This is a genomic window from Hydrogenophaga sp. UC242_50 (assembly GCF_042697355.1).
GTDB lineage: Bacteria > Pseudomonadota > Gammaproteobacteria > Burkholderiales > Burkholderiaceae_C > Hydrogenophaga.
This window is the reverse complement of sequence record NZ_CP170553.1, coordinates 4,755,887-4,771,442: the sequence shown is the minus strand read 5'-3', so window position 1 is coordinate 4,771,442 and position 15,556 is coordinate 4,755,887. Positions and strand designations below refer to the sequence as shown.

Below are 15,556 nucleotides of genomic sequence, written 5' to 3'. Positions count from 1 at the left end.
GGGGGGCGGTTCATAGACTCGCTGGCATGAACTTCTGCATCGACAACGCTGCCGCCATTCACCAAGTGCTGCCCGCCGTGCGCGAGACCGCTGCCGAGATGGTGGCCCTGCGGCACCAGATCCACGCCCACCCCGAACTCGCCTACGAAGAGTTCGCCACCAGCGACTTGGTGGCCGCCCGCCTGGCCGAGTGGGGCTACGAGGTGCACCGGGGCCTGGCCGGCACCGGTGTGGTGGGCACGCTGCGCCGGGGGCAGGGCACGCGCCGCCTGGGCATCCGCGCCGACATGGACGCGCTGCCCATCCAGGAAACCACGGGCCTGCCTTACGCGAGCACCGTGGCCGGCAAGATGCACGCCTGCGGCCACGACGGCCACACCGCCATCCTGCTCGCCGCCGCGCGCTGCCTGGCGCAGGAAGGGGGCTTCGACGGCACGCTGAACCTGATCTTCCAGCCGGCCGAAGAAGGCCTGGGCGGCGCCCGCCGCATGGTCGAAGAAGGCCTGTTCGAGCGTTTCCCGTGCGACGCGGTGTACGCGCTGCACAACATGCCGGGCTTTCCTGTCGGCCAGTTCGGTTTCAAGGAAGGGCCGTTCATGGCCTCGTCCGATTCGGTCATGGTGACGGTGCAGGGCCAGGGCGGGCACGGTTCCTCGCCGCACCTCGCGGCCGACCCGGTGGTGGCCGCCGCCCACATCATCGTGGCGCTGCAGACCATCGTCTCGCGCAACGTGGACCCGCGCGAGATGGCGGTGATCTCCGTGGGGGCGATCCACGGCGGCGACGCGCCCAACGTTATCCCCGGCAGCGTGCAGATGCGCCTGACGGTGCGCGCCTACCGCCCCGAGATCCGCGCCATGCTGCGCGAGCGCATCACCGCGCTCGTGCAGGCGCAGGCCGCCACGCTGGGCGTGCGCGCCGAGGTGGACTACCACTGGCGCTATCCCGCGCTGGTCAACCACGTGGAGAGCACGCGCTTCGCGCGCGAGGTCGCGCGCGACTGGCTGGGCGACGAGGGCCTGCTGCCCGAGCTGCAGCCGCTCACCGGCAGCGAAGACTTCTCGTTCATGCTGGAGCACTGCCCGGGCAGCTACCTCATCGTCGGCAACGGCGTGGGCGAGCACCACGGCAGCGGCGGCTGCATGGTGCACAACCCCGGTTACGACTTCAACGACGCCATGCTGCCCATCGCCGCGAGCTACTGGGTGCAGCTGGCGCGCCGTTTCCTGGCGCCCGCGAGCTGAGCGGCGCCGCATCTCCTGTCCCGCAACCCACGAAGGCACCGCCACCATGTCCCACCCGCTCCTCTCGTTCTCCCGGCGCGCGGCCATCGCCGCCCTCGGTGCCACCGCCCTCGTCGGTGTGGCTTCCCCGGCCCTGGCCCAGGGCACTTACCCCACCAAGCCGATCCGCATCGTGGTGGGTTACGCGCCGGGTGGTTCGGTGGACATGGCCGCGCGCGTGGTCGCCGACGTGCTCACCGCCAAGCTCGGCACCACGGTGGTGGTGGAGAACGTCTCGGGCGCGGCCGGCATCGTCGCGGCGCAGCGCGTGGTCAACAGCCCGGCCGACGGCTACACCCTGCTGGCCGGTTCGAGCAACGAGATGGCCGCCACCGGCCTGGTGAACCCGGCGCAGAAGTACGACCCGATCAAGGACCTCACGCCCATCGGCCTCATCGCCACGGCGCCGGTGCTGCTGGTGGCCGGATCCGGGATGCCGGTGAAGAACCTCGACGAGTTCATCGCGCTGGTCAAGCGCAACCCCGGCAAGTACAGCTACGGCAGCTCGGGCGTGGGCTCGACGCTGCACTTCGCGGGCGAACTCGTGAAGCAGCGCGCCGGCCTGTTCATCACGCACATTCCCTACCGCGGCACCAGCGCGCTCACCAGCGATCTGGCCGGCGGCACGCTGGACTTCGCCATCGTCTCGCCCACCGCCGCCGCTCCCTTCCTTCAGGGTGGGCGCATCACCGCGCTGGGCATCACCTCGGCGCAGCGCTTTCCTGCCTTGCCGCAGGTGCCCGCGCTGGGTGAGCACCCGCAACTCAAGGGCTACGACCTGGTCGGCTGGTTCGCGCTCGCCGCGCCGCGCGGACTGCCGCCGGAGATCGCGCAGCGCCTCTCGGCCGCGCTCAAGGCGGGGCTGGCGGAGCCGGGTTTCCGCCAGCGCCTGGAGGCGGGCGGCGCCATTCCGCCGGCCGGCAACGAAGACCTGGCGCAGATCATGCGCGCCGACCTCCAGAAGTACGCGGGCCTGGTGAAATTCGCGAACATGCGCGAGTGAGTCGGGGGTGGGTTTCGGATGTTACCAGTCTGTAACCCGATGTACCCTGGGGTCGCTAGACTTCCTCCTCATGAACGAGCCGACCACCCCACCCAGTCTGAACGACCCCCGCGACCTGCTGCGCCACCTGTACGACGTGGCGGTGCAGCGCGCGCTGCCTTTGCACAACACGGCCGCGAGCCTGCCGAAACCGCCCAAAGGCCGCACCCTGGTGCTGGGCGCGGGCAAGGCCGGCGGGGCCATGGCGCAGGCGGTGGAAGCCCTGTGGCCGGCCGACGCGCCGCTCTCGGGCCTGGTCGTCACGCGCTACCACCACACGCCGCCCCGGCCTGAAGGCCTGCCGCGGCGCATCGAGGTGGTGGAGGCTTCCCACCCCGTGCCCGACGCGGCCGGGCTCGACGCCGCGCAGCGCATCCTGAAACTCGCCGATGGCCTCACGGCCGACGACCTGGTGCTGTGCCTGATCTCCGGCGGCGGCTCAGCCCTGCTCACGCTGCCCTGCGAAGGCCTCACGCTGGAAGACAAGCAGCGCATCAACCGCCAGTTGCTGGAGAGCGGCGCGCACATCGGCGAAATGAACACCGTGCGCAAGCACCTCTCGGCCATCAAGGGCGGGCGCCTGGCGGCGGCCTGCGCGCCCGCGCGCGTGGTCACGCTCACCATCAGCGACGTGCCCGGCGACGACGTCAGCGTGATCGCCAGCGGCCCCACCGTGGCCGATGCCTCCACCTGCGCCGAGGCGCTGGACATCCTGCGCCGCTACGGCATCGAGGTGCCGCCGGCGGTGCGCGCGCAGCTGGAAAGCGGCGCGCTCGAAACCCCCAAACCCGGCGACACCCGCCTGCAGGGCCACGCGGTGGAACTCATCGCCACCCCGCAGCAAAGCCTGGAGGCCGCCGCCGAGGCGGCGCGTGCCCTGGGCCTGAACGTGGTGATCCTCAGCGACGAGATCGAAGGCGAGTCGCGCGAGGTGGGCAAAGTGCACGGCGCGATGGCGCGCTCCACCGCGCTGGGCCGCAGCAGCTTCCAGACGCCGTGCGTGATCCTGAGCGGCGGCGAAACCACCGTCACGGTGCGCCCACGCGCGCCCGGCCAGGCCAAGGGCCGGGGCGGGCGGGCCGGCGAGTTCTGCCTGGGCCTGGCGCAGGCCCTGGGCGGGCAGGCCGGCGTGTGGGCCCTGGCGGCCGATACCGACGGCATCGACGGGGTAGAGGACAATGCGGGTGCGCTGGTGACGCCCGACACCCTGGCCCGAGCCAGCGAAAAGGGCCTCAAGCTCACCGACCACCTGGCCCGCAACGACGCCTACGGCTTCTTCGAGCCGATCGGCGACCTGGTGATCACCGGGCCCACGCACACCAACGTGAACGACTTCCGGGCCGTGCTGGTGGTGTGACACCGGCGCGTTCCGCCCGGCGGTGAACCCCGCCGGCGGAGCCCCCACAACCCGCTTGATGTCGATCGCGCCCGAAAGGGCGCCCTAGGAAAGTCTTTTGCGCAGCCATTTCAACCGTTCCGCCCTGGTGCGTCAGCTCGCCGGGTGGTTGCCCGTGTCGGCGGATGTGCCGCGCCAGGACATGGCCGAGCGCCTGGGCGAGTGGTTGAACGTGGCCGACGCCATCGCCCTGCATTCGGCCCACCAGACCCTGCCCTCGGTCACGGCCCGGCGCGCCGCCGTCAAGAACAACGCCGCCGATGCGCAGGCCGAGCTGCAGCGCCTGCGCGCCACGCTCAGCCAGTCCATCACCACGCCACCCCAACCGCCGGTGGACGCCAGCGACGCCGAATTCGCCCCCCACCACCAGCGCTGCCTCGACCAGCAGCGCCGCATGGAGATGGGCATCGACGCGCTGCGCGGCCACCTGCGCCAGACCCTGGCCGCCACCTCGCCCCGCCTGGCGCAGCTCGCCGCGCTGGACGCCACGCTGGACCAGATGCTGGGCGGGCGCGAGCAGCGACTGCTCGCCGGCCTGCCGGCCTTCCTCAAGGCGCGGTTCGAACACCAGCGCCAGACCCACCCCGACACCTGGCCCCCCCTGTTCGAGCAGGACCTCCAGCAGGCCTTGCTGGCCGAGCTCGACCTGCGGCTGCAGCCGGTGCTGGGCATGATCGAAGCGCTGGCCCAGGCGCCCGCGAAGCCGCATTGAATTGAATCCATGAACAGCCCTTTCCTGAACCGTTTGTTTTTCACCGCCGCCTTCGTCCTGGGCCTGCTGGCCATCGCCTGGGTGGGCGCGGGTTTTGTCGGCTCCAGCCTTTTCGCGCTGGCGATGACCGCGGTCATCGGCGCGGTCTACCTGCTGGGCGCGCAGGAGATCCGGCGCTACCGGCAGACCACCGCCTCGCTCGCCGAGGCGCTGGCCAACGTGCCGCAGCCGCTGGCCACGCTGGGCGACTGGCTCGCGCGCGTGCCGCCCGGCCTGCAGAACGCCGTGCGCCAGCGCATCGAGGGCGAGCGCGGCGCGCTGCCCGGCCTGGCGCTCACGCCCTACCTGATCGGCCTGCTGGTGATGCTGGGCATGCTGGGCACCTTCCTCGGCATGGTGGTCACCTTCAAGGGCGTGGTGTTCACGCTCGAAGGCTCGGCCGACCTGCAGGCCATCCGCTCGGCGCTGGCCGCGCCCATCAAGGGCCTGGGCCTGGCCTTCGGCACCTCGGTGGTCGGCGTGCGCACCTCGGCCATGCTGGGCCTGATGTCCGCCATCGCCCGGCGCGAGCGCGCCGACGTGGCTCGCCAGCTCGAAGCCCACACCGCCACCGTGTTCCGCCCGTTCTCGCTGGCCCACCAGCGCCAGGCCACCTTCGACGCCCTGCAGCAGCAGGCCGGTGCGCTGCCCGCCGTGGTGAACCAGCTGCAGGCGCTCATGGCGCAGCTCGAACGCCGCAGCCAGCAGATGGACGAGCAGCTGCTGACCCGCCAGACCCAGTTCCACCAGGCGGCGAGCGAGGCCTACCAGGGCCTGGCGACATCCGTGGAGCGGTCGCTCAAGGACAGCGTGAGCGCCAGCGCCCAGGCCGCCGGTGAGAGCCTGCGGCCCGTGGTGGACAGCGCCAAGGGCACCATCGCGCTGATGGCGCAGATCGAGCAGCGCGGCCAGCAACTGGACGAACAGCTGCTGGCGCGGCAGACGCAGTTCCACCGGGAGGCCAGCGAGGCCTACCAGGGCCTGGCGAACTCGGTCGAGAAGACGCTCAAGGACAGCCTGAGCGCCAGCGCCCGCGCGGCCGGCGAGAGCCTGCAGCCGGTGGTGGAAAACGCCATGGGCGCGCTCGCGCGGGAGTCGACGCAACTGCACGAGCGCGTGAGCGCGGCGGTGCAGGCGCAGATGAACCAGCTCTCCGAGCGCTTCGGCGCCACCGCGGGCACCGTGGCCGACGGCTGGACGGCTGCCCTGCAGCAGCACGCCCACACCAGCGAACAGCAGGCGCAGGGCCTGGACCGCGCGCTCACCGCCTTCACCACCAGCTTCGAACAGCGTTGCGCCGCGCTGATCACCGGCGTGCAGGAAACCGTGAGCCGCTCGCACGCCGAGCAGACCACGGCCGACCAGCAGCAGCACGCCGCGTGGGCGCAGACCTTGCAGACCCTGGCGGCCACACTGCAAAACGAATGGCGACAGCTCGGCGCGCAGACCCTGGCCCAGCAACAGACCGTGGCGCAGACGCTGGAACAGACCGCGACCCTCTGGCGCGACGAACTCGCCAGCCTGCGCCGCGAAGAAGCCGCGCGCGACCAGGCCAGCGCGCAGCGCGTGGGCGAGCTGCAGGCTTCGCTGAACGACCAGGTGGCGACCCACCTCGCGACGCTGGGCACCGCGCTCGAAGCGCCGATGGCGCGCCTGCTGGACACCGCCGCCGAGGCGCCCAAGGCCGCGGCCGAGGTGATCGCCCAGCTGCGCCAGGAGATGAGCCAGCTCACCGCGCGCGACAACACGGCGCTGCAGGAACGCGCCGCGCTCATGCACAACATCGACGCGCTGCTGCAGTCCGTGCAGCAGGCCACGGGCGAACAGCGCGCCGCCGTCGAATCGCTCGTCACCTCCGCCGGCGCGGTGCTCGACCAGGTGGGGCGCCAGTTCGCCGACACCGTGGGCGTGCAGGCCGTGCGCGCCGAAGAGGTGGCCGCGCAGGTCAACGGCAGTGCCATCGAACTCGCCGCCCTGGGCGAGGCCTTCGGCCACGGCGTGCAGCTCTTCAGCACCACCAACGAGAAGCTGATCGAGAACCTGCAGCGCATCGAAAGCGCCGTCACGCAGTCCATGGCGCGCAGCGACGAACAGCTGGCCTACTACGTGGCGCAGGCGCGCGAGGTGATCGACCTCAGCATCAGCTCGCAGCAAGGCATCGTGGAAAACCTGCGCCGCCTGCGCGAGCCGCGGCCCGCCGAGAAGAAGGCCGCGTGATGATCGGCCTGGACGACCGCCACATCGAGGACGAGGACGGCACCGACCACACCGCGCCGGTGTGGGCCGTGTTCGGCGATCTCATGTCCGGCCTGGTGGGCGCCTTCGTGCTCATCCTGGTCGGCGTGCTCGTGGTGCAGATGGACCTGGTGGCCAGCCTGCAGGCCGAGGTGCAGAAGCGCCAGCAGGAAGAGCAGCGCCGCATGGCCCTGGAAAAAGCCCTGGCCATTCCGCTGCAGAACGGCCGTGTGACGCTGGACAACGGCCGCATCGGCATCAGCGGCAGCGTGCTGTTCGCGCTCAACTCCGACGAGCTGCGCCCCGAAGGCCGGCAGATCCTGCAGAGCCTGGTGCCGCCGCTGCAGGTCTACCTGGGCGAGCGCGACGAGATGCTGATGGTCAGCGGCTTCACCGACGACCGCCCGGTGCAGGCCACCAACCAGCGCTTCGCCGACAACCTCGAACTCTCGGCCCAGCGCGCGCTCACCGTCACGCGCGCGCTGATCCAGGAAGGCATGCCGCCGCAGCGCGTGTTCAGCGCGGCCTTCGGCGCCGAGCAGCCCGTGGCTTCCAACGGCAGCGAGAAGGGCCGCGCGCTCAACCGCCGCGTGGAGATGGCACCCGTGCCCAGACGGCCCCGGCGCCCACCCCGAAGCCCTGAGATGAGCCACGACGCCGACGCCGTGCACGCCCATTACCTGGCCGCCCTGGCGCGCCGCCTGGAGGCCGCGCCCGAGGCCGTGCAACGCCTGCTGCGCGCGAAGCTGCCGGTGGTGGCGCCCGCCGAAGAGCTTGCCCAGGACACGGTGGCGCCCGCCGCACCGCCCCGGCGCCCGCGCGCGCCACCGCCCAAGCCGCTCACCCCGCTGGGCCGGCTCCACCAGCACATCGCCACCGCCACGCAGGCGCCGGGCACCGCCGCGGGCCGCCCCGAACTGCGCAGCGCGCAGGCGTTTCGCGAAACCTGGTCGCGCCTGTGCGCCGAAGACGAGGTGGTGCAGGCCGTGCAGCGCGGTCCCGAAAACGCCGGCCCGCTCAACTCGCACATGCTGGTGTTGCGCACCCTGGGCCTGCTGCGCGAACTCTCGCCGGACTACCTGCGCCGTTTCATGGCGCACGCCGACACCCTGCTGTGGCTGGAGCAGGCGAGCGCCCAGCTCAAGCAGCCGGCCGGCAAGCCCAAGGCGGCGCGGCAGAAGAAATGAACGCCATGACCCACCCCGTGCCCGCCGGGATCGCCGGACAACTCGCGGCCACCCGCGCCGTGCTGGAGCGCCACCTGGGCGACACACTGGAGGCGATCCACCTGTTCGGCTCGGCCCTGGACGGTGGACTGCAAATCTTCAGCGACGTGGACCTGATGGTCACGGTGAGCGCGCCCCTGGCGGAGCCGGTGCGTCGCGCGCTGATGGTGGATCTGCTGTCCGTCTCCGCGCCACCCGGCACCGAGGGGCCGCTGCGCGCGCTCGAAGTCACGGTGCTCGCGCGCGGCGACGTGGTGCCCTGGCGGCATCCCGCGCGGCGCGAAATGCAGTTCGGCGAATGGCTGCGCGACGACCTGTTGGCCGGCACCATCGAGCCCGCCATGGAGGACCACGACCTGGCGATCCTGCTGAGCAAGCTGCGGCAACACAGCGCCGCGCTGATGGGACCGCCCGCGGCCGAGCTGTTCGAGCCCGTGCCTCCCGCCGATTTCGCGCAGGCGCTGCTCGACACCGTGGCGCAGTGGAACGAGGCGCCCGACTGGGTGGGCGACGAACGCAACGTGGTGCTCGCCCTGGCGCGCATCTGGTTCAGCGCGGTCACCGGCGGGATTGCCTCCAAGGACGCCGCCGCCACTTGGGCGCTCGAGCGCCTGCCCGAAAGGCATCGGCCTGTCCTGGCCAAGGCGCGCTCGGCCTACCTGGGCCACGCGCGAGACGATCTGGCCGAACACGCGGAAGGCGTGGCGGCGTTCGTGCGGCATGTCCGGGCCGAGATCGAGCGCGTGGGTTCGACGGATTGAGCCTACGCCCACTGTGCCGATCAAATCCGCCTATATTTTTCACCCATGAACCTGCCCGCATCGCCCATTGCCGGGGTCGCCAGCCCGACCTCGATCGACAAGAAAAAGATCAAATTCCTGCTGCTGGAGGGCGTGCACCCCTCTGCGGTGGAGGTGCTGCGTGCCGCTGGCTACAGCCAGATCGAGAGCCTGCCCGGCGCGCTGCCCGAGGACGAGCTCAAGCACCGGATCGCCGACGTGCATTTCCTGGGCATCCGTTCCCGCACCCAGCTGAGCGCCGAGGTGCTGGCCCATGCCCAGCGGTTGGCGGCGGTGGGGTGTTTCTGCATCGGCACCAACCAGGTCGACCTGAGCGCGGCCAGCGCGCGGGGCGTGGCGGTGTTCAATGCGCCGTTTTCCAACACCCGGTCGGTGGCCGAGCTGGTGCTGGCCGAGGCGATTCTGCTGATGCGCGGCATCCCCGAGAAAAACGCGGTGTCCCACCGGGGTGGCTGGCTCAAATCGGCCAGCCATTCCTACGAGATCCGGGGCAAGACGCTGGGCATCGTGGGGTACGGCTCCATTGGCGCGCAGTTGTCGGTGCTGGCGGAAGCGCTGGGCATGCAGGTGGTGTTTTTCGATGCTGCGCACCAAGCTGCCGATGGGCAACGCGCGCCAGGTGCCGAGCCTGGCCGATGTGTTGAGACAGGCCGACGTGGTGAGCCTGCACGTGCCGGAAACCGCCGCGACGCAATGGATGATCGGTGCGACCGAGCTGGCCCTGATGAAACCCGAGGCGGTGCTGATCAATGCGGCGCGCGGCCAGGTGGTGGTGATCGAGGACCTGGCCGAAGCCCTTCGGCAAAAGCGCCTGCTGGGTGCGGCGATCGATGTGTTTCCCCAGGAGCCGCGCAGCAACGACGACCTCTTCGAGTCGCCGTTGCGGGGTCTGGACAACGTGATCCTGACGCCGCACATCGGCGGCTCGACGAAGGAAGCGCAGGAAAGCATCGGCGTGGAGGTGGCGGCCAAGCTGGTGAAGTACAGCGACAACGGCACCACGACCTCGTCGGTCAACTTCCCCGAGGTGGCGCTGCCGGCCCACCCCGGGCATCACCGACTGCTGCATGTGCACCAGAACGTGCCAGGCGTCATGTCCCGCATCAACCAGGTGTTCTCCGACAACCACATCAACATTGCCGGGCAGTTCCTGCAGACCCGCGGCGAGGTGGGCTATGTCGTGATTGATGTCGATGCGGCTTATTCGGACATCGCGCTGGCCCGCCTGCTCGATGTGCCGAGCACGCTGCGTTGCCGCGTGCTGTTCTGATACTGGCCCGGCGCCTGGCCCACATGGCGGCTGAAGGCGGTGCTGAAGCTGCTGGCCGAGCCGTAGCCCACGCGCTCGGCCACCTCGACCAACGCCATGCCGTCGCGGCGCAGCAGGTCCTTGGCCAGCGCCATGCGCCAGGCCAGCAGGTATTCCATGGGGCGCAGACCGACGGCGCGTGAGAAGCGGTCGAAGAAGGCCGAGCGCGACAGCGCCGCCTGCCGGGCGAGTTCGTCCACCGTCCAGGCGCGCGCGGGCTCGCCGTGCAGGAGGCGCATCGCCGCCGCCAGCCGCGCATCGGCCAGGCCGCGCAGCAAGCCGGGTGGGGCGCCTTCGCCGGTGGTGGAGCGCAGCGCCTCGATCAGCAGCACCTCCACCAGCCGGCCCAGCACCAGCTCGCGGCCGGCGCGCTGTTCGGTCGATTCCTCTCGCACCAGCCGCACCAGCACCGAGAGCCGCTCGATGCCGCGCACGTGCAACAAAGCGGGCAGCAGCGAGACCAGCAGGGCCGCGTCGGGCGAGCCGAAGGCGAAGTAACCGCCGAGCATGCGCACGTCCGGCGGGCCGTCGGGCCGGCCGTGGCGCAGGTCGCCCTGGGCGCCGGCCGCCTGCAGGGCGTCGATCGCCACCGGCTCCACCGGCTCGAAACCCGAGAGCGTGAAGCCCGGCGTGGCCGGCATCAACACGAAATCGCCCGCTTCCAGGGTGATGGGTTCCTGGCCCTGGACGGCGAGCAGGCAGCGGCCCTCCAGCAGGGTGCAGAAGCTGGGCTGCCTGAAGGCCGAGTAGCGCACGCCCCAGGCACCGGCGCCGCTGATCACTTTCGAGAACACCGCGCGGGGCCGCAGCAAGGCGATGACGTCGGCAAGGGGATCCACCATGATTGGACTTTGGCGAATGATTGATGGACTTTTAATTGTAGTCAGTCCTGTTTTGTCGCGATATCGTGGAGACCCTCCTCACTTCATTTGCAAGGACCTCTCCATGAAAACCGTTCTGATCACCGGCTGCTCGTCTGGCTACGGCCTCGAAACCGCGCGCCACTTTCTCGCCCAGGGCTGGCACGTGGTGGCGCACCATGCGCACGCCGCGCTGGGACCTGCTGCCGGCCTCGGAGCGCCTGACCGTCCTGCCGCTGGACGTGACCGACCCGGCCAGCATCGCCAGCGCCCTGCAGGCCGCCGGGCCCATCGACGTGCTGGTGAACAACGCCGGCCTGGGCCTGTTCGGGGCCTTCGAGGCCACGCCCCTGGCCACGGTGCGCGAGATCTTCGAGGCCAACACCTTCGGCACCATGGCGATGACGCAGGCCGTGTTGCCGCAGTTCCGCGAACGCCGCGCGGGCAGGGTGGTCAACGTCACTTCCAGTGCCACGCTCGCGCCCATGCCGCTGGTGGCGGCTTACACCGCGAGCAAGACCGCCATCGAAGGCTTCACCGCCTCGCTCGCGCACGAGCTGCAGGCCTTCAACGTGCGCGTGAAGCTGGTCGAGCCGGGTTACGCGCCCACCACGCGCTTCACCGAGAACGGCGCGCAGCGCATGCAGGGGCTGATCCCCGAGGCCTACGCGCCCTATGCGCAGAGTGTCTTCGCCAGCCTGGGCTCGGCCTCGGCCTTCACCGTGGAGTCGGACGTGGCCGAGGCCGTGTGGCTGGCCGCGAACGACGCCTCACCCCGGCTGCATTACCCGGCGGGCGCGGACGCGGTGGCGCTGGCCCGGCAGGCCGCCTGACGCGCGCCCGGTGCGGCTCACTCCGCCTCGATGCCGGCGGCCTTGATGACGCGGCCCCACATGTCGGTCTCGCTGGCCTGGAACTTCACCAGCTCGGCCGGTGAGGTGGGGAACACCTCGCCGCCGCTGCCGGCGAAGAACTGGCGCACCGCCGGGCTCTCGATGGCCTTGTGCAACAGCTCGTTGAGCCGCGTCACCACCGGCGCCGGGGTGCCGGCCGGCGCGTAGGCCGCGAACCAGTAACCCATGTCGTAGCCCTTCACGCCCGCTTCGGCGATGGTGGGCACGTCGGGCAGCGACGCCATGCGCCTGGCCGAGGTGACGCCCAGCGCGCGCACCTTGCCGGTGGTGATCTGCGGCATGCCGGTCGAGGCGTCGGTGAACATCATGGTGATCTGCCCGCCGAGCAGATCGGTGATGCCCATGGGGTTGCTGCGGTAGGGCACGTGCAGGATGTTGACGTTCGCCATCTGCTGGAACAGCTCGCCCGCCACGCGGCTGGACGAACTGCCGCTGCCGAAGGACAGCTTGCCCGGCGCCTGCTTCGCGGCGGCCAGCACGTCGGCCACGCTCTTGTAGGGCGCGTCCGCGCGCACGATCATGATCTGGCCGCCCTTGCCGATGCCGGTGATGGCGGCGAAGTCCTTCACCGGGTCGTAGGAGAGCTTCTTGTACAGGTGTTGGTTGGCCGCGTGCGTGGTGTTGGTGGTGATGAGCACGGTGTGGCCGTCCTTGGGCGCGTTGGCCGCGGCCTGGGCCGCGATCATGCCGCTGGCGCCGGCCTTGTTGTCCACCACCACCGGCTGCCCGGTCTGCTCGCTGACCGATTGGCCCAGCGCGCGGGCCAGGATGTCGGTGGCGCTGCCGGCGGCGAAGGGCACGATGAAGGTGATGGGCTTGGTGGTGAGCGAAGCCTGGGCGAAGGCGGCCGACAGGGCCAGCAACGAGGCGAGCGCGACCACGGCGTGGCGGCGGGTGAAGGGGCTGTTGTTCATGTCTGTCTCCTGGGGTGGATGGTGAAGGAAGAAGCGCCTCAGCCCGAGGGGCCGTGCAGTTGGGAAACCAGGTGGGCGGGGACCTCGAGTTCGAGTTCCAGCAGATGGAAGGACAGGGCCTTGCCGTGGCTGTCCAGGTTCAGGGCGTCGTTGACACCGCCGTCGAGCACGTCGTCCAGCACGAAGTTCATGGCGTGCAGCCTGGGCAGCAGGTGGCGCACCACCTGGCTGGGCTGGCGGTGCCGGAAATGCGCGGCGACGCGCTCGGCGGTGATCTGCGCCACGATCAAGGGGTAAAGCGCCTCGCTCCAGGCGATCACGCTGATGTTGGATCGGTTGCCCTTGTCGCCGGTGCGGCCGTGGGCGGCGCGCCAGAGCGGCACGGTGAGGACCGGGGGGCTCACTGGAGTACCTTCGCCCTGTGGGCTGCGGTGCGAGCTTGCTTGGGAGCGGCCCTGCGCTGCGCTCATGCGCCGTCTCCTTCGTCCAGCAGGCGAAAGCCGGTGGGCACCAGCGCGCGGTCCATGGGGCAGGAGGCGGTGCCCAGGGTGGGGCGCAGCGCGGTGCGCACGCCACCACCACCCGCCGGGCCGCAGGTGTAGAGCGCCGTCACCTCGCGCATCAGCCGCTGCGCCATGGCCTTGTCCGCGTGGCGCGTGCGCACGCGCAAGCGCACGTCGGTGGCCGAGCCGGGATCGGTGTGCTGCAGCCAGCGGCCCTGGTCGTCGGCCAGCACGCTGGCCACGCCGATCAGGTCGATGCGCAGCGGGCCCAGCCCGTTCAGGCGCTGGGTGAGCACCTCGGCGGCAAGCCTGGCGCGCTGCTCCGCGCGCACGCCGGCGTAGGAGATCTCGCCCTCGGCCAGCCAGCCGCTCTCGAAGCACACGTTCACCTTCAGCGTGTCCGGCCGCCCATGGCCGCGCACGCCGCTGAGCCGCACCCGGTCCCGGCCTACCTGTTCGACGCGGGCCTCGGTGATGTCGGCCACCACATCGGGCGTGAGGTAGGCGCGCGGGTCGTGCACCTCGTAGAGCAGCTGTTCCTTGACGGTGTGCCCGTCCACCATGCCACCGGTGCCCTCGGGTTTGAAGACCGTGCAGCTGCCGTCCTGCGCGATGGCCGCAATGGGGTAGCCCACCCGCGCCAGGTCCGGCACGTCCTTTACGCCGGGGTCGGCGTAATAACCGCCCGTGACCTGCGCGCCGCACTCCAGCAGGTGGCCGGCCATGGTGGCGCCCGCGATCCGGTCCCAGTCGTCCAGGGCCCAGCCATGGTGGGCCAGGGCTGGTCCGAGCACCAGGGACGGGTCGGCGACGCGGCCGGTCACCACCACGTCGGCGCCCGCGCGCAGCGCATCGGCGATGGGCTGCGCGCCGATGTAGGCGTTGGCACTGATGACGGCGCGGCCCGCCAGCTGCGTGGCCAGGTCGGCGGACATCAGCGTGTCCGCCACGCGGTGGGCCACGTCGTCGCCGTGCACCACCGCCACCCGGGGCTCGCGCAGACCCAGGGAGCGCGCGATGGCCTGGATGCGCCGGCCCGCGCCGAGCGGGTTGGCCGCGCCGAAGTTGCTCACGATGGGAATGCGGTGCGCCAGGCAGCGCGCGAGCACGGGCCGCACCAGCTCGTCCAGCATCGGCTCGAAGCCGCCGTCCGGGTCCTGCAGCCGCGCCAGTTGCGCCAGCGCCAGCGTGCGCTCGGCCAGGGTTTCGAAGATCAGGCAGGCCGGGCCGCCGGTCTGGATGAGCGCATCGACCACCGGCCCGGCGGCGTCGGTGCGGTCGCCGGAGAAGCCGGCGGCCGAGCCCACGTGAATCACCGTTGTGTTTGCCATGCCGCGCACTGTAGGCGCCGGGCACTCATCCTGTGAAACTCAAACTTCAGATATATTGATCTGAAATGCAGATCAATCTGTCCACCCGCGAACTGCGCGCCTTCGTGGCGCTGGCCGAGCAGCGCAACTTCACCCGCGCGGCCTCGCTGTGCCACCTGTCCCAGCCCGCGTTCTCCGCGCTCATCCAGTCGCTGGAAGCCAACCTGGGTGGCCGCCTGTTCGAGCGCACCACGCGCCACGTGGAACTCACCGCCGAGGGCGAGGCCTTTCTGGACGCCGCGTTGCGCCTGCTCAAGGACGCCGACACCGCCATCGAAGGGGTGCGCGACCACGTGGCGCGGCGCCGGGGCCGGGTGGCGATCGCCATCCTGCCCTCGCTCGCGGCCGGCTGGTTGCCGCCCCTGCTCGCGCGCTTCCACCAGGCCCACCCCGGCATCGAACTCGACGTGGCCGACGTGCTGTCCGACGAATGCCTGGAGCGGGTGCGGGCCGGCCGGGCGGACTTCGCCCTGGCCTCATCGCGCACCGACGCGGCCGAGCTGCACACCGAGCGTTTCTGCTCGGACGATTTCCATGTGGTGTTTCCCGAAGGCCACGCGCTCGCGGCCGGTGCGGGCGCGGTGCGCCTGGCCGAGTTGCATGCCTTCCCGATGGTGCAGCTGGCCCGTTCCAGCAGCGTGCGCCAGTACGTCGAGGCCGCGATCTACCCGCACCGCATGCGCACGGTGATGGAGCTGGAGCAGCTCAGCACCGTGGCCGGCATGGTGCGCGCGGGACTGGGCATCACCATCGTGCCCTCGCTCACGCTGTTCCACTTCGAGCAGCCCGGCCTGGGCGCGCGCCAGATCAAGTCGGCCGGGCTGAAGCGGCAGGTGTTCCTGGTGCGCCGCGCGGACCGCGCGCTGTCCTCGGCGGCGCAGGGGCTTCACAGCCTGCTGATGAAGCACCGGCCCTGAGCCGGTGTCCCCCGAGGCGGCTTCCGAACTTTCCGG

12 protein-coding genes and 3 pseudogenes are annotated in these 15,556 nt (G+C 70.9%); 11 read left to right on the top strand and 4 right to left on the bottom strand.

The features are described 5' to 3' along the window. Positions 1–26 precede the first annotated feature (26 nt). The 9 genes and pseudogenes from ACFJGX_RS24330 to serA all read left to right on the top strand — a co-directional run bounded on the left by ACFJGX_RS24330 (position 27) and on the right by serA (position 10,003). The gene (locus ACFJGX_RS24330) at positions 27–1,244 is read left to right on the top strand and encodes a M20 aminoacylase family protein (RefSeq protein ID WP_382323527.1); all 1,218 of its coding nucleotides are present in this window, start codon (positions 27–29) and stop codon (positions 1,242–1,244) included. 46 nt (positions 1,245–1,290) lie between these two features. Next, a complete protein-coding gene (locus tag ACFJGX_RS24325) occupies positions 1,291–2,286 on the top strand; it encodes a Bug family tripartite tricarboxylate transporter substrate binding protein (protein WP_382323528.1) in 996 nt (331 codons plus the stop codon). A gap of 70 nt (positions 2,287–2,356) precedes the next feature. Next, positions 2,357–3,682: a glycerate kinase gene (locus ACFJGX_RS24320; protein ID WP_382323529.1), complete on the top strand. Its 1,326-nt coding sequence runs from the start codon at positions 2,357–2,359 to the stop codon at positions 3,680–3,682. A 127-nt stretch (positions 3,683–3,809) separates the two neighbouring features. Next, positions 3,810–4,433 (top strand): DUF3348 family protein, encoded by a 624-nt coding sequence (locus ACFJGX_RS24315; protein ID WP_382327229.1) that lies wholly within the window; start codon positions 3,810–3,812, stop codon positions 4,431–4,433. 9 nt (positions 4,434–4,442) lie between these two features. Then, entirely contained in the window at positions 4,443–6,689 is a 2,247-nt protein-coding gene (locus tag ACFJGX_RS24310; protein WP_382323531.1) for a DUF802 domain-containing protein, read from the top strand. After that, positions 6,689–7,339: pseudogene (locus ACFJGX_RS24305) on the top strand (OmpA family protein); the annotation flags it as partial. The gene ACFJGX_RS24310 and the pseudogene ACFJGX_RS24305, both read left to right, overlap by 1 nt. A 12-nt stretch (positions 7,340–7,351) precedes the next feature. Beyond that, complete coding sequence (locus ACFJGX_RS24300; protein WP_382328797.1) at positions 7,352–7,894, top strand: DUF2894 domain-containing protein; 543 nt, start codon at positions 7,352–7,354, stop codon at positions 7,892–7,894. A gap of 5 nt (positions 7,895–7,899) precedes the next feature. Beyond that, entirely contained in the window at positions 7,900–8,694 is a 795-nt protein-coding gene (locus ACFJGX_RS24295) for an AadA family aminoglycoside 3''-O-nucleotidyltransferase (protein ID WP_382323533.1), read from the top strand. A gap of 45 nt (positions 8,695–8,739) precedes the next feature. Beyond that, positions 8,740–10,003 (top strand): annotated as a pseudogene (gene serA / locus ACFJGX_RS24290) (phosphoglycerate dehydrogenase). Here the strand turns inward: serA and ACFJGX_RS24285 are convergent. Then, positions 9,934–10,884 (bottom strand): AraC family transcriptional regulator, encoded by a 951-nt coding sequence (locus tag ACFJGX_RS24285; protein WP_382327227.1) that lies wholly within the window; start codon positions 10,882–10,884, stop codon positions 9,934–9,936. The pseudogene serA and the gene ACFJGX_RS24285 sit on opposite strands and share 70 nt — an antisense overlap. Positions 10,885–10,987: 103 nt before the next feature. Between ACFJGX_RS24285 and ACFJGX_RS24280 the strand changes: the two are divergent. Continuing rightward, positions 10,988–11,735 (top strand): annotated as a pseudogene (locus ACFJGX_RS24280) (SDR family oxidoreductase). Between the two features lie 17 nt (positions 11,736–11,752). Here ACFJGX_RS24280 and ACFJGX_RS24275 read toward each other — a convergent pair. From ACFJGX_RS24275 to ACFJGX_RS24265, 3 genes are all read right to left on the bottom strand, one after another. After that, positions 11,753–12,730, bottom strand: coding sequence for a Bug family tripartite tricarboxylate transporter substrate binding protein (locus tag ACFJGX_RS24275; RefSeq protein WP_382323535.1), 978 nt, complete (start codon positions 12,728–12,730; stop codon positions 11,753–11,755). 38 nt (positions 12,731–12,768) lie between these two features. Beyond that, positions 12,769–13,134 carry a hypothetical protein gene (locus ACFJGX_RS24270; RefSeq protein WP_382323536.1) on the bottom strand — a complete coding sequence of 122 codons (366 nt, stop codon included), beginning with the start codon at positions 13,132–13,134 and terminating at the stop codon, positions 12,769–12,771. Between the two features lie 62 nt (positions 13,135–13,196). Continuing rightward, a complete protein-coding gene (locus ACFJGX_RS24265; RefSeq protein ID WP_382323537.1) occupies positions 13,197–14,564 on the bottom strand; it encodes an acyclic terpene utilization AtuA family protein in 1,368 nt (455 codons plus the stop codon). Between the two features lie 65 nt (positions 14,565–14,629). On the opposite strand from ACFJGX_RS24265, the gene ACFJGX_RS24260 reads away from it, so the two are divergent. After that, positions 14,630–15,520: a LysR substrate-binding domain-containing protein gene (locus ACFJGX_RS24260; RefSeq protein ID WP_382323538.1), complete on the top strand. Its 891-nt coding sequence runs from the start codon at positions 14,630–14,632 to the stop codon at positions 15,518–15,520. The last annotated feature ends 36 nt before the right edge of the window (positions 15,521–15,556 follow it).